This is a genomic window from Thalassospira alkalitolerans (assembly GCF_002115745.1).
Lineage (GTDB): Bacteria > Pseudomonadota > Alphaproteobacteria > Rhodospirillales > Thalassospiraceae > Thalassospira > Thalassospira alkalitolerans.
The window spans coordinates 264,435-278,367 of the sequence record NZ_JFKB01000003.1 but is presented as its reverse complement, the minus strand read 5'-3'; the positions used below and the strand labels follow the sequence as shown (position 1 = coordinate 278,367).

Here is a 13,933-nt window from a genome sequence, read left to right as displayed (position 1 = left end):
GAGATCATGACCTTGGCCCTAACAGGAGACCGAATTCGAATGCCCGCGCCCCGTCAGGCCCAATCATATGAGTAAGCCGCCCCTTTCCGTTTTGCACCGCCGACGTTTTCGCCGGTTTCGTTTTCTGCTGTCGACCGTGATCCTTGTGGGATTGCTGTGGGCCGGTGGTTTTGTCTGGTATGTCGGCATCATTCCGACAAATGTCGAAGAACCGGATCGCAAAACCGATGCGATTGTCGTTCTAACCGGTGGTAGCGAACGCCTGTCCGAGGGGCGCCGCCTTCTGACCCGCAGACTTGCCGAAAAACTTTTTATTTCGGGGGTTTATCGCGGGGTCGAGGTTGACGAACTTCTGTCGGCAGGCCAAGCCGATCCGCGTCTTCTTTCATGCTGTGTGGTTTTGGGCCATGTTGCCGAAAACACCCGCGGCAATGCGATTGAAACCGCGGTATGGGTTTACGAGGAAGGCTATAAAAGCCTGCGTATCGTGACAGCAAACTATCACATGCCGCGATCGCTTCTGGAATTCCGCAGCCTGATGCCCGATGTCGATATCATCGCCCATCCGGTTTTCCCCGATACCGTCAAGGTCGACAGCTGGTGGCGCTGGCCAGGCAGTGCCAGCCTGATTGCCAGCGAATACAACAAGTTTCTGTTTGCCAGCCTGCGCAATTATGTCCTGCAACTTCTGCCTGGCGGCAATAGCGCGTCCCTGCACCGCTCAACACCCGCCCCGCAAGAACAGGATTACTCGGCGTCGAACTGAATTTCGCAAAAACCGAGCCAGACAAACAACATTTCGTTCGTACCGCATAACTGTTACAAACCCTTGAACGAGTAGCTTGAAGGACTTGTCTGCATGAGAAATCTGCGCGCGTTTCTTTTTAACGTGTTGTTTTTCGGTGGTACGACGCTGTTATGTATCGTCATGATTCCGCTGATACCACTTGGTCGCAAAGCCAACCAGTTTGTTGGCCACGCATGGGCCTGGATGACCCAGAAGATGCTGGAATCGACCGTTGGCATGTCCCGGCGCATACGCGGTCAGGAAATCCTTCCCGATGGTCCCTGCATATTGGTCGCCAAACATCAGTCGGCCTGGGAAACCCTGACATTCCATACCGTCGTTCCCGATCCGGCCTATATCCTGAAAAAGGAACTGACGCGCATTCCGCTGATGGGACAATTCCTGTTGGGGTCCGGGCAAATCGCGGTTGACCGCTCTGCGGGGTCTTCGGCCTTAAAAGACATGATCAAGGGCGCTGGACAGGCGATTGCTGATCGCCGTCAGATTATAATCTTCCCCGAAGGCACACGAACCCCACCGGGTTCGGATCGTCCATATCATCCGGGGATTTACGCCCTGTACAGGGCCTTTCCTGATGTTCCGGTCATTCCCGTCGCCGTTAATTCCGGCATGTTCTGGGGCCGTCACAGCTTTATAAAATATGGTGGCGAAGTCACCATGGAATTTCTGGCGCCAATCGAACAGGGGCTGGATCGCAAGACCTTTATGAAAGAAATCAAAGCCAAGATCGACGGTCGCACCCGCGAACTTGAACGCGAAGCACAGGCTGAATTCAACCTGCCGACCCTGACATCACAGGATATCGAGGTCGAAGAAGCGCGGGAAAAAGCCAAAGCCGACGCCGACAAGCAAGACGCACAAACCGCGATCCCGCTTAAAACCAAAGCCGAAGAAAAAACCCCGTCCTGATTAAAGCGAATATCCCAGATACGTAAAAGGCCGGACACATGTCCGGCCTTTGGTCGTTCTCATATCAAGGCCATCAGAACCCTATGCCTTTCGGCGCGTCGCCTGCCAGATACCAAAGGCAATCAAGGCAATGCCGCCCAGATGATACAAATGCAACTCTTCGCCCAAAAAGATAATTGCAAGCACACTGGCAAATACCGGCATCAGATACAAAAACACCCCCGCATTTGCCGGTCCGACAACCGCAACCCCCTTGTTCCAGAACAGATAACCCAAAAATGCTGGTCCGACCCCGATATAGAAAATCTTGATCATATCGGGCCATGCCGGATCAAGATGGGTAAAGAACGGTTGGCCTTTTACTGTTACGGACCAGATATAAAGCGGGGTCAGGAACACCAAACCAATCAGTGCCGAGACAAAGACAAGGCTTAGCGGATGCACGCCCCGGGGCGCACGTTTGAGCAACATCGAATAAGCTGCCCAGACCATCGCCGACACCAGAGCAAACAAATCACCCGACACAAAGTCCATGTCGGCAAAAACCGCAAAATTGCCCTTTGCAATGATCACGGCGGTGCCAACACCGGCAATCAACACACCAACCCATTGACCGATCTTTGGTTTGTCTGCCGTTAACAAAGCCGCAAACAACAAAACCCAAACCGGGGTTGTTGCATTCAAAAGCCCGGTGTTAACCGCCGTGGTGTTATAGGCCGCCAGATAAATGATGATCGAAAACAGGAAAACACCGGTGGTTCCAATCAGGAACATCGACATCTTGTGATGCGCCATCAGTTTCAGATCGCGTTTCAGATGCGGAATGCAAACCGGCAACAACAAAACAGCCGCCACAACCCAGCGCCAAAAGGCCAATGCCTCAAGCGGGACCGTCGCATTCACCCCGCGCGCCACAACATGGTTTGATCCCCACATCATCGCACAGGCAATCAGCATCATATAGGCCGCCGTCATCGACGTATTACCGCTCTTGGTCATCGTGGTGGCATCCGGCATCAGATCCCGGCTCCCATATTGATTTCACCGTATTCGCGCCGGACCAGATCCATCAGATCATGCAGGGGCGGATCAACAATCCCCATTTCATCAAGATGGCAGACTGTATTTTCCAGATATTCAAGGTTCGGGCCGACATTGCCATGGGCGGCAACAATAATTTCGACCGCGGTGCGCACCGAAAGGTTCCCGGCAAACTGTTCATGTGTCGGATCCGCGACATAGGTATGCGCGATGACCGTGCGCCCGTCTGACAGTTCAATCTCGATATCGGTCGGGATATAGGTATTGGTCACCAACTCGCGTTCATCAAGATAGTCTTTGACGACGGACCACGCATCGGGCGCGATGCGAAAGGCATTGCCAACACATTCCCCACCTTCATTCAGGCCCAAAACAAGCCCGGGGTTTTCCGGCGTGCCGCGATAGTGATGCGAATAAATGCAAAAAGACCGGTGATAGCCGCGCAACAGGGCCTGCGCCCGTTCTTCAAAATCGAAGCCCGGACGCCACAACAGCGATCCATATCCAAAAACCCATCTTTCTTCGGGCAGCGTCAAAATATCCTCCGGCAGGATTGGCGTTTAATATTCGTCGCAAAATCCACAGGCAAAATCTAGCGTTTGATCATGACCAATGCCACCCCAAGGGCTGCAATTGCAAACCCGACAAAGCCCAACAGACCCAGATTTTCGTCAAACAGCACCCAGGCAAAAAACGCAGCCGTTGGCGGCACCAGATAAAACATGCTGGCAACCCGTGTTGCTTCGCCCTGTTTGATCAATACCATCAAAAGCATGATCGCCCCGATTGACAGCACCAGCACCAGCCAGGCCATCACAAGGATGAAATCCATGCTCCAATCAACGACCAATGGTTCCCGGATCAGCGCAACAATGCCGACAAAGATCCCCGCGGCCATGTATTGGATGACTGTACCGCTCATCAAATCCATGCTGGTACAGAACCGTTTCTGATAAATCGTCCCGGCCGTCATGCCAAACAGGGCCATAATGGCAAGTCCAATACCAAACCCGGTGATGCCAACACCATCACCGATCTTGGGCACCAGAACCAGCGCCACCCCGATCAGGCCAAGGATAAGCCCGCCCCATTGGCGCGCCGTCACCCGTTCACCCAACAGCGCCCCGACAACAGACGCGGTCACAACGGGCTGCATCCCGACAATCAATGCCGAAAGCCCGGCAGGCATCCCGGTATCAATCGCCCAGAAAACCCCGCCCAGATAGATGCCATGCACCAGCATCCCGGTGGTGCTGATATGGGCGACCTCGCGCCAGCTTTTGGGCCATCTGGCGCCCAGCATCCAAATCACCGGCACCATCAATACGATGACAACGGCAAAGCGAATAAACAAAAAGGTAAATGGATCGGCATAGGGAAGACCGAATTTCGCACCGACGAAACCCGTGCTCCACAGGAACACAAATACGAACGGCATGACCCGGCCAAAAGCAGGATGGTTGGTGGCAGACATGACATTTCCCTTTAACCAAGCAGGGGATGCCTGTGGGGCGCATCATCCCGCCACAACACAGCCCGCAAATCACGGGCCGCGCAAATATCTTATTTAATCGGGCTTTTTCTTGCCCGTTTCATCGCTATGGCGGTCTTCGCCCTCGGCCGAGAAATTGGTAAAATACTGTCCGGCGTCAACAATGCCGCGGCGAATTTCGCGCGTACGGCTAAACAGTTCGAACAGTTTATCCCCCTCGCCCCAGCGGATCGCCCGTTGCAACGCCATCAGGTCTTCCTGAAAACGTCCAAGTACTTCCAAAACGGCTTCGCGATTGTTTAAAAACACATCGCGCCACATCGTCGGATCGGACGCGGCAATTCGGGTAAAGTCCCGAAAACCGGATGCGGAAAACTTGATCACTTCCTGACGCAGGGCATCTTCAAGGTCGGTCGCGGTGCCAACAATCGTATAGGCAATCAAATGCGGCAGATGCGACGTAATGCCAAGAATACGATCATGATGATCGGCATCCATGCATTCCACCTTCATCCCGCAGGCTTCCCAAAGCGCCTGAACCAGCGCCGTTGCCTTTTCCGATTCACCGGGAACCGGGGTCAGGATGCACCAACGGCCTTCAAACAATTCCGGAAAGCCAGCATCCGGGCCGGAATGTTCCGTCCCGGCAAGCGGATGACCGGGAACAAACGAAACGCCTTCGTCCAGATGCGGGGCAATATCCCGAATTACCGCCTGTTTAACCGACCCGACATCAGAAACAATCGCGCCTTTTTTAAGCACACCTGCCAATTGGGCACCAATGGTTTCATTGGCGCCCACCGGCGCACAGATCATGATCAGATCCGCATCAACCACCGCCGACTTGATATCGCAATAGGCCTCGTTGGCGATGCCAAGTTCAAGCACACGGTCGCGCGTTGCCTCGGACCGCACGGCACAGGTGACTTTTTTCGCCAGACCATCGCGCAAAATGCGACGCGCCAAGGACGAGCCAATAAGCCCCATGCCGATAAAAGCAACGGTATCAAATAGCGGTTTGGATGCGGTGTTGGTCATTTTACCTGTTCACAAAGTCTTTGATGGCCTGAAGGCAGATATCCATTTCTTCCTTCGTACCGATCGAAATACGAAGCATCTGCGGCAGACCATAGCCACCGATCTTGCGCGGGATAACCCCCTTGGACATCATGAAATCATTGGCCGCGTCGGCGTTTTTGCCCTCAGCCGCGGGGAATTCAACCAGCACAAAGTTGCCATAGCTCGGATGGGCGATCAGACCAGAAATCGCATTCACCTCGTCACGGAACCATGCCAGCGTTTCGGCATTATGACGCACACAGGTATTGACGAATTCATCATCGTCAAGGGCTGCCAGACCGGCTTCCTGCGTCGGAAGGGCAACGTTGAACGGATTGCGCAGACGCCCCAAGACATCGGCAATATCAATCGGCGCATAGCACCAGCCAAGACGTATGCCGCCAAGACCGTAAATCTTCGAAAATGTCCGGGTCATGACCGTATTTTTGCCCGCACGGACCAGTTCTTCACCGGCAGTGTAATCTTCCTGACCGGTCATAAATTCGGCATAGGCCGCATCAACCACCAGAACGATATCTTCGCGCAGGCCGTCACGCAGGCGTTTCATTTCGCCGTCCGTAATATAGGTCCCGGTTGGATTGTTCGGGTTAGCCACAAACACGATCTTGGTCTTTGCTGTCACCGCAGCCAGCAACGCATCGACGCTGGTGGTCATGTTGGTTTCAGCTGCCGTCACCGGCACCGCACCAACACCCTTGGCCGCAATCGGATACATCAGGAAACCGTGCTGCGAATACAGCACTTCATCGCCCGGACCGGCATAGGCACGGATCAACAGCGTGATCAGTTCATCCGACCCGGCACCGCAAACAATCTGATCGGCCTCAAGGTCGTATTTCTCGGCCAGCTTGTTGCGCAGGGCTTCGCAGCCGCCATCGGGATAACGATGCAGCTTGTCGGCGGATTTACGCAGCGCTTCAATCGCTTTGGGGCTTGGACCCAGCGCGCCTTCATTCGATGAAAGCTTGATCACGCGGGTTGCACCACCAGCGGTCGATACACCGCCTTTATAGGGGGCAATATCAAGAATTCCGGGACGTGGGGTGGGCGCAGACATTTCCTAGATTCTCCCAATAAGCAAGACCGATGACATCCAGCGGCCTCTGCCAATCATTTATCCATCAACTCAGCGCATCTTCGGGGATCGGCACAGCATAGGCACCGACAACACTTAAGCCTTCGGGGGCCAGCCCCTGTTCGCTCAGTGCGCGCTGAAACGCTTCGGCGCGATTACAAAAGAAACCTGGCACATCAACAAGAACAAAACGACGATCACCAGTTTCATTGGCAGAAAAGCCAAGGATTGCCGAACCATCGATACCATTCGCAATTTTTTTGCGCGCCGTATCCATCGAAATCTCGTTTGGCAGGCTTACGATAAACAATGTGCGGTCGTCACCGCTTTCTTCCAACTCGATTGGGGCAAGAACAAATCCCTCTGTCTGCTCGCCCCGGCCGACCGGACGGCCGCCAAAGGGCAGCTTGGAAACAATCCGAACCGGACTGTCATCAGACAAAAGCGTCCACCAGGGCTGGGTCTCGCCGACTTCGGGCTTGGGGAACACCCCCACGGCTGCCCGGCCTTCTTCCAACGCATGAAACGCCTCGCGCGGGGTATCAAATTCGACGATTTCGTTCAGACAACCGAAATTAAGCCGTGCCAGTTCCCAGCAATCGATCCCATCGGCATTGCGGCATAATGCGACCGTATAAGGCGCTTCAAGCCGCGTCCCGGCTGCGATCATTTCGCGCCATATCTGGATCAGGGCGGTTTTGGGAAAGGCACCGTCATGGCGGTCAACCAATGTTCGCATAATGCGGGCTTCGCGCGCCGGGCGATAAGGCACTTTGACCTTGCCACCGGCGGCAATGACGCGATCCTTATAGGCCCCAACCGCCTGAACCACTTTGGTGCGTCGAATGATCAGTGATTGCAGCGCCTGATCGATCTCATCGATTTCGGTCCGCAACCCATCTAGGTCAAGATTTGCTAAATTTTCGTCGCTTTGCGCCATGATCCGCTCTTTTCTCAAACGGCGCCCAGTATTAGGACAGGGCAACCGAAAAGCAAAGAAAAGATTGACTAAATCCAGTGCGCTTCATAGCTAGAACCATACCCTGCGGCCAATCATGCCCGCCGGACGCCATCAAGAAGCCCGCATAACGGGTTCCGGTCAATCAAGATACAAGCCATCTCGCCTGACCGATCAGCAGAATCAAGGGGATAGGACGTCTATGTCGACCGCCGACAGCAAAGATCAACGCCGCACCCTTCCCGGCCATCACATGGTCCTTGGGGAAACTGCCAAGTTGCGCCTTGATAGCGGCATCGAATTTGGTCCGTTTACCATCGCCTATCAAACCTATGGCGAACTGAATGCCGAAAAATCCAATACCATTCTGGTATGCCATGCCCTGACCGGTGATCAATATGTCGCCGACGAAGTTCATCCGATCACCGGCAAGGAAGGCTGGTGGCGTGAAATCGTCGGGCCGGGCAAGATCATCGATACCGACAAATATTTCGTCATTTGCTCGAACGTCATTGGCGGCTGCCTTGGCAGCACCGGACCTAAGGATATCAACCCGGAAACCGGAAAACCGTGGGGTTTGGATTTCCCGGTGATTACCATTGCCGATATGGTGCGCGCCCAAACCATGCTGATTGATGCCTTGGGCATTGATACGTTATTCGCCGTCATCGGCGGATCGATGGGCGGCATGCAGGTGCTGGAATGGTGCAAAAGCTATCCCAAACGGGTTTTTGCCGCCGCGCCTATCGCCACCAGTTTTCGCCACTCGGCCCAGAACATTGCGTTCCACGAAGTCGGGCGTCAGGCGGTTATGGCCGATCCGGACTGGTGTGGTGGCAATTACCTGTTAGAAGGCAAAAAACCGGCACGCGGCCTGGCTGTTGCGCGGATGACCGCCCATATCACCTATCTGTCGCAACCGGCCCTGCATCGCAAATTTGGCCGTAAACTGCAAAACCGCGGGGCGATCACCTATAGCTTCGATCAGGATTTTCAGGTCGAAAGCTATTTACGCCATCAGGGCAAAAGCTTCGTCGACCGGTTTGACGCCAACAGCTATCTCTATATCACACGCGCGATGGATTACTTTGATCTGTCGGTTGAATTTGATGGCCGTCTTGCCGATGCCTTTAACGGGTCCAAAACCCGGTTCTGTGTCATTTCATTTTCAAGCGACTGGTGCTTTCCCACGCCAGAAAGTCGCCAGCTTGCCCATGCGCTTAACGCGGCATCGTGTAATGTCAGCTGTGTCGAAATTGAAAGCGACAAAGGCCACGATGCCTTCCTGCTCGACGAGCCGGATTTCCACATGGTGCTGAGCGGCTTTATCGACGGTGCAGCCAAAAGTCGGGGATTGAAATAAGCCATGAACCATTTTGCAAAAAACGGCACGAACACCTCGCTTCATAATGACCGCATCCGTGTCGATCTTCAGCTGATTGCCGATATGGTCGAACCGGGCACGCGTGTGCTTGATATCGGGTGCAGCGACGGTGAACTGCTGGGTTATCTGACCCGCAACAAAGATGTTGATGGCCGGGGACTGGAACTCTCGAACCAGGGCGTGCGCAATTGCGTTGCCCAGGGCCTGCCCGTCATGCAAGGTGATGCTGATCGCGATCTTGGCGATTATCCTGATGGCACATTTGATTACGCCATCCTCAGCCAGACACTTCAGGCCACCCACCGCCCCAAAGAAGTCCTGTCGGAATTGCTGCGTATTGGCCAAAAAGCCATTGTGTCCTTCCCGAATTTTGGCCATTGGCGCGCACGTTTTGACCTGATGTTTCGCGGCCGGATGCCACAAAACCCCAACCTGCCGATCATGTGGTACGAAACACCGAACATCCATTTCTGTACCGTGCGCGATTTTGTCGCCCTGTGCGATGAATGCGGCTTTAAAATCGAACGGTCTATGGTGCTTAATGAAAGCGGATCAAAAGTCAGCCTGGACAGTCATTCCCGACTGGCCAATTTCTTTGGCAATCAGGCGCTGTTCATGCTGAGCAAGTAACAACACCGTTTTACCCCCCCCAAAGGCCGCAGGTTTTCTGCGGCCTTTTTGCGTTTTTCTATCACAAAAACGTCCCTTCTTCGTCATTGCACGAACATGGTCACATCATGGGGACGTTATGGCACAATCATCACTTTATCGTATTGGGCGCACTGCAATTCTGGTTATCGGCATTGGGCTGATGGCTGCGTGCTCGCAAAAAGCCGAAACCTTGAAAATCACCGTCGACCAATTCGGCAGTGCGACCGAGGCCGCCTTTGACGCCTTTGGCACCGCGCAAACCGCACAGTTCGCGCCGGCACCGAAATCCGCAAGCGCCAAACAAACCGAATTCATTGCCAATATGGATGCCTTCACCGGCAAGGTGACGCCATCCAACCTGCCGATCCTGCTTGATCCCGATGCGGTCAAGGTTGATGCAACGGTTGCCCAGCAATGGCAAAAAACACTGGCGCAACTGCGCAACCAGTACCGCCAGTTTGTTGCGATCTTTGATCAAATCGAAGCCGGATCCGCACTGGGGGCATCGGCGGTCACTGATTCCGGGCCGATCCTTGAGAAACTCCGCAGCCAGCTTGACGCGATCACCAGTGATCTGGCCAAAGACCCGCCGCAATATCTGGTGCGGCGCGGGGCCCTGATCGCCGAGCTGAACAAAATCCGTGCGGATAGCGACGCCCAAGGAAAATCACTGCGTCTGCAAATCTGGTGGCAGGACTGGCAAGCTTTGATGACAGAAGAAAAGCTGCTTCAGACCCACACCCTGCGCAGCTTCCTGACTGCATCATCGCTGGGAACCCATCTGCAAAGCCAGATTGATGATTATGCCAAACTTGATATGGCCGCTCTGATTGGCGCCGCTGAACAGGGAATTTCACTTGCCGGACATGTTCGCGACCTTTCGCCCACCGAACTGGTCGCACAGGGCAGCAATCTGTTTGAAACCGCAACCGGCGCTACGGCTGCCACAACCGCGCAATAAGGGGGTAAAACCATGACAAATCTTGACGAAATGATCCGTGCCGCCAAGGCAAGCTTTGTAGCCATCGACACCGCCTATCAAGCGGCCGACATCAATGACAAACTGATAATGGCTGAAACACGCAACAAGGCCGCCGATCAACTGGTTGCCTTGCAGGCCAAACAACTGATCCGCAATGCATCACAAATCACCGATGCCGATATTGCCGAAATGAAAAACCTGAAAGAACGGATCGATACGGCGGCACAAATTCAGGCCGCCCTTTTGCAATTCGTCGGTCTGGTTGCAAAATTCGTCGGTTAACTTTGGTTCCAGCGATCGGCATCGGCATCGTCCGATGCCTTCGCTGTGACCCAATGATCGCCTTTTGGGGTTTCCTCGCGCTTCCAGAACGGGGCACGGGTCTTTAGGAAATCCATGATAAAGTCACAGGCCTCGAACGCCGCACGGCGATGAGCTGACAGGGTGATCACCAGAACAATCTTCTCGCCGGGCAACATGCGCCCGACCCGATGGACAATCCGCACATCATCAAGTGGCCAGCGACCGGCGGCTTCATCGGCGATCTTTTCAAGTTCGCGCTCGGTCATGCCCGGATAATGATCAAGTGTCAGGGCGGAAACCTGATCCCCGCCATGGATATCACGCACCAACCCGACAAAACTGACCGCCGCCCCGATATCGCGGCGCCCGTCAGTCAGGGCGGCCAGTTCTGCGCCCGGATCGAAATCCTGTTCCTGAACGGTAATGCGTGCCATTGCCCTTGATCCTGATGATGCGCCTAGTCGAGGTATTTAAGCCCGGTACGAAGATAAATATACCCGGTCTGAACCGTTACCAAGCCTGCAATCCACAACAGGATATCACCGATCATGATCGACGGGATCATTTCGGGTGACGCATCCCCGACCAAAAGAAAACCAAGTGCTAATATCTGCGCTGTGGTTTTCCATTTCGCAAGAACGGTAACCGGCAAAGGCACCTTAAGCTCGGCCAGATGTTCACGCAGGCCCGACACCATGATTTCGCGGCACATGATGATCACAGCCGGCAAAATCGCAAAACCGGAAATGCGATCAAATGCCACCATCATCATAAGGGCTGCAGCGACCAAAAGTTTGTCGGCAATCGGATCCAAAAACCGGCCCAGCGGCGAGACAACATTCATGCTGCGCGCAAGGTAGCCGTCAAAAAAGTCTGTCACCCCGGCAAAGGCAAACAGGGCAAACCCGATCCAGTTACCAACCGGTCCGTGGATATAAAAGGACGCGACCAATGCCGGGATCACGATGATGCGCGACAAAGTCAGCAGATTGGGAATCTGGTTTCTCATGAAAAGGCCTGTTTGCGGATATTTGGGGCGAACGATCCGGCAGGGCTGTGATAACCAGCCCCGGATGACGCAATTATTAATAGCTCCGGGCACTTACCACAAGGGCCGCGTTCAATTGCAACAAAGCTGTTATCAAACTAACCACTCAAATACCCGAAAACACGATCAGGTTTCCCCGTGAAAATGGTCGTAAATCTTGCGTGCAATTGCCGCACTGATGCCGTCCACCGCTTCCAAATCCTTTAACCCGGCATCGGCCACCCCGCGCGCCGATCCGAAATGATGCAACAACGCTTTTTTGCGCGCCCCACCAATCCCCGGCACGGCATCCAACTGGCTTTTGCCGATCTGTTTGGATCGTTTGGCACGATGGGTCCCAATCGCCCAGCGATGGGCTTCGTCGCGCAAACGCTGAATAAAATACAGCACCGGGTCCTTCATATCGAGGCGCACAGGCGCCTTTCCCGGAATATGAAGGACTTCCTTGCCCGCATTGCGATCCACCCCCTTGGCGACCCCGACCAACATCACATCTTCGATGCCAAGGTCTTCAAGCACGGCCCGTGCAATGCCCAACTGCCCCAGCCCGCCATCAATCAGGCACAAATCCGGCCAGGTACCATTTTCACGATCCGGGTCTTCTTTTTGCGCACGCGCAAACCGGCGGGTCAAAACTTCGCGCATCATGGCAAAATCATCGCCGGGCGCGATATCGCCTTTGATATTGAATTTACGATAGGCATTTTTCATGAACCCCTCTGGCCCGGCGACAATCATGCCGCCAACCATATTGGTTCCCTGAATATGGCTGTTATCGTAAACCTCGATCCGTTCCGGCGTGCTTTCAAGATCAAGCTTGTCTGCCAGGTCTTCAAGCAGTTTGCGCTGTGACGCGCTTTCGGCCATGCGCCGGCCCAACGCATCCTTGGCATTGGTCAGGGCATGCTCCACCAACTTGCGCCGTCCGCCACGCTTGGGCACCTGCAAGGTGATCTTGCGGTTATTATTGATCGACAATGCGGTTTCGACCAGTTCCTGTCCTTCGATCTCATGCGACAGTAAAATCTGTTTCGGGGCCGGTTTATCGGCATAGAACTGCCCGACAAAGGCCGACAGAATTTCCGGTATCTCGGCACTCTGTTCATGGCGCGGAAAATACGACCGGTTGCCGTAATTTGAACCGGATCGGAAAAAGAACACCTGAACACAGCTTTGCCCGCCTTCGTGATGCAGGGCAATCACGTCGGCTTCCTCAACCCCTTCAAGATTGATGTCCTGATGGGACCTGATCTGGCTTAAGGCCCGAATACGGTCGCGATACATCGCCGCCTGTTCAAAATCCATGCGTTCGGATGCGGCCAGCATATCGGTTTCTAGCTGCTTTAGAATTTTCTGGCTGCGCCCGGTCAGGAAGTCGCGGCAAATATCGACCAACCCGTCATATTCCGCCTTGGCGATACGATCCACACATGGGGCGGCACACCGCTTGATTTGGTACAACAGGCACGGGCGCGACCGGTTGGAGAACACAGAATCAGTACAGGACCGCAGCAAGAAGGCGCGCTGCAAATGATTAATCGTGTTGTTGACCGCCCAGGCCGAGGCAAAGGGACCAAAACAACTGCCATCCTTGGCCCGCGCCCCGCGATGCTTGACGATACGCGGATAATCGTGATCTTCGGTAATCAGGATATAGGGAAAGCTTTTATCATCGCGCAAAAGGATGTTGTAACGCGGCTTAAGCTTTTTAATCAGATTCGATTCAAGCAGAAGCGCTTCGGCCTCGGTATGGGTGGTGATGATTTCCATCCGCACCGTCTGGGCCACCATCCGGGCAATCCGGATCGGCAGTTGCATCAAACGGGTATAGGCCACCACGCGCTTTTTAAGGTTCTTGGCCTTGCCGACATAAAGGATGCGATCCTTGTCATCGATCATCCGATACACCCCGGATGAGCCCGGCATGGTTTTTAGCGCATGTTTGATCGCCTCGACCCCGCGTGCGGCCCCCCCTTCAAGTTCATCGCTTTCAAGCGACAATCCGATTTCCCGAACGGGGGTTTCGGATGGGGTTTCAGGCTTCATCAAGGCTTCTCCGGCAGATTTATTAAAAATCAAAAGTTGTGACGACCGTCACTTCCCAAACGGGCTTCTGACAATACCCAAAAAGATTAACGCCGCAACATCACTTCACAGAATCGCTGTGGGAAAAAGATGTCCACCAAGCCTGTGGATAAGTAT

General features: G+C 54.2%; 15 protein-coding genes. 6 read left to right on the top strand and 9 right to left on the bottom strand.

The window, feature by feature from the left end; translation table 11 throughout:
* The first annotated feature begins 67 nt into the window (after positions 1–67).
* Together TALK_RS06265 and TALK_RS06260 are read left to right on the top strand one after the other, a co-directional pair.
* Complete coding sequence (locus TALK_RS06265; protein WP_139833748.1) at positions 68–766, top strand: YdcF family protein; 699 nt, start codon at positions 68–70, stop codon at positions 764–766.
* Positions 767–859: 93 nt separating this feature from the next.
* Positions 860–1,717 (top strand): lysophospholipid acyltransferase family protein, encoded by an 858-nt coding sequence (locus TALK_RS06260; RefSeq protein ID WP_085616964.1) that lies wholly within the window; start codon positions 860–862, stop codon positions 1,715–1,717.
* Between the two features lie 81 nt (positions 1,718–1,798).
* Here TALK_RS06260 and TALK_RS06255 read toward each other — a convergent pair whose 3' ends face one another.
* From TALK_RS06255 to TALK_RS06230, 6 genes are all read right to left on the bottom strand, one after another.
* A complete protein-coding gene (locus TALK_RS06255) occupies positions 1,799–2,716 on the bottom strand; it encodes a DMT family transporter (protein ID WP_245829715.1) in 918 nt (305 codons plus the stop codon).
* Between the two features lie 17 nt (positions 2,717–2,733).
* Complete coding sequence (locus tag TALK_RS06250; protein WP_085616960.1) at positions 2,734–3,294, bottom strand: gamma-glutamylcyclotransferase; 561 nt, start codon at positions 3,292–3,294, stop codon at positions 2,734–2,736.
* A gap of 56 nt (positions 3,295–3,350) precedes the next feature.
* Positions 3,351–4,232: a DMT family transporter gene (locus TALK_RS06245; protein ID WP_085616958.1), complete on the bottom strand. Its 882-nt coding sequence runs from the start codon at positions 4,230–4,232 to the stop codon at positions 3,351–3,353.
* A 93-nt stretch (positions 4,233–4,325) separates the two neighbouring features.
* On the bottom strand, positions 4,326–5,288 hold the full coding sequence (locus TALK_RS06240) for a prephenate/arogenate dehydrogenase family protein (protein WP_085616956.1): 963 nt from the start codon (positions 5,286–5,288) through the stop codon (positions 4,326–4,328).
* Position 5,289: 1 nt separating this feature from the next.
* Positions 5,290–6,387: a histidinol-phosphate transaminase gene (hisC, locus tag TALK_RS06235; protein ID WP_085616954.1), complete on the bottom strand. Its 1,098-nt coding sequence runs from the start codon at positions 6,385–6,387 to the stop codon at positions 5,290–5,292.
* Positions 6,388–6,451: 64 nt separating this feature from the next.
* Positions 6,452–7,345 carry a chorismate mutase gene (locus TALK_RS06230; protein ID WP_085616951.1) on the bottom strand — a complete coding sequence of 298 codons (894 nt, stop codon included), beginning with the start codon at positions 7,343–7,345 and terminating at the stop codon, positions 6,452–6,454.
* Positions 7,346–7,565: 220 nt separating this feature from the next.
* Here TALK_RS06230 and metX point away from each other — a divergent pair, with 220 nt between their 5' ends.
* From metX to TALK_RS06210, 4 genes are all read left to right on the top strand, one after another.
* On the top strand, positions 7,566–8,726 hold the full coding sequence (gene metX / locus TALK_RS06225; RefSeq protein WP_085616949.1) for a homoserine O-acetyltransferase MetX: 1,161 nt from the start codon (positions 7,566–7,568) through the stop codon (positions 8,724–8,726).
* A 3-nt stretch (positions 8,727–8,729) separates the two neighbouring features.
* Positions 8,730–9,377, top strand: coding sequence for a methionine biosynthesis protein MetW (gene metW, locus TALK_RS06220; protein WP_085616947.1), 648 nt, complete (start codon positions 8,730–8,732; stop codon positions 9,375–9,377).
* Between the two features lie 118 nt (positions 9,378–9,495).
* Positions 9,496–10,359: a hypothetical protein gene (locus tag TALK_RS06215; RefSeq protein ID WP_085616945.1), complete on the top strand. Its 864-nt coding sequence runs from the start codon at positions 9,496–9,498 to the stop codon at positions 10,357–10,359.
* Positions 10,360–10,371: 12 nt separating this feature from the next.
* A complete protein-coding gene (locus TALK_RS06210) occupies positions 10,372–10,662 on the top strand; it encodes a hypothetical protein (RefSeq protein ID WP_085616943.1) in 291 nt (96 codons plus the stop codon).
* Here TALK_RS06210 and moaE read toward each other — a convergent pair.
* The 3 genes from moaE to uvrC all read right to left on the bottom strand — a co-directional run bounded on the left by moaE (position 10,659) and on the right by uvrC (position 13,777).
* Entirely contained in the window at positions 10,659–11,117 is a 459-nt protein-coding gene (moaE, locus tag TALK_RS06205; protein WP_085616941.1) for a molybdopterin synthase catalytic subunit MoaE, read from the bottom strand. The two genes, TALK_RS06210 and moaE, sit on opposite strands and share 4 nt — an antisense overlap.
* A 23-nt stretch (positions 11,118–11,140) precedes the next feature.
* Entirely contained in the window at positions 11,141–11,692 is a 552-nt protein-coding gene (gene pgsA / locus TALK_RS06200; RefSeq protein WP_085616939.1) for a CDP-diacylglycerol--glycerol-3-phosphate 3-phosphatidyltransferase, read from the bottom strand.
* Positions 11,693–11,857: 165 nt separating this feature from the next.
* On the bottom strand, positions 11,858–13,777 hold the full coding sequence (gene uvrC, locus TALK_RS06195; protein ID WP_139833747.1) for an excinuclease ABC subunit UvrC: 1,920 nt from the start codon (positions 13,775–13,777) through the stop codon (positions 11,858–11,860).
* Between the last annotated feature and the right edge of the window lie 156 nt (positions 13,778–13,933).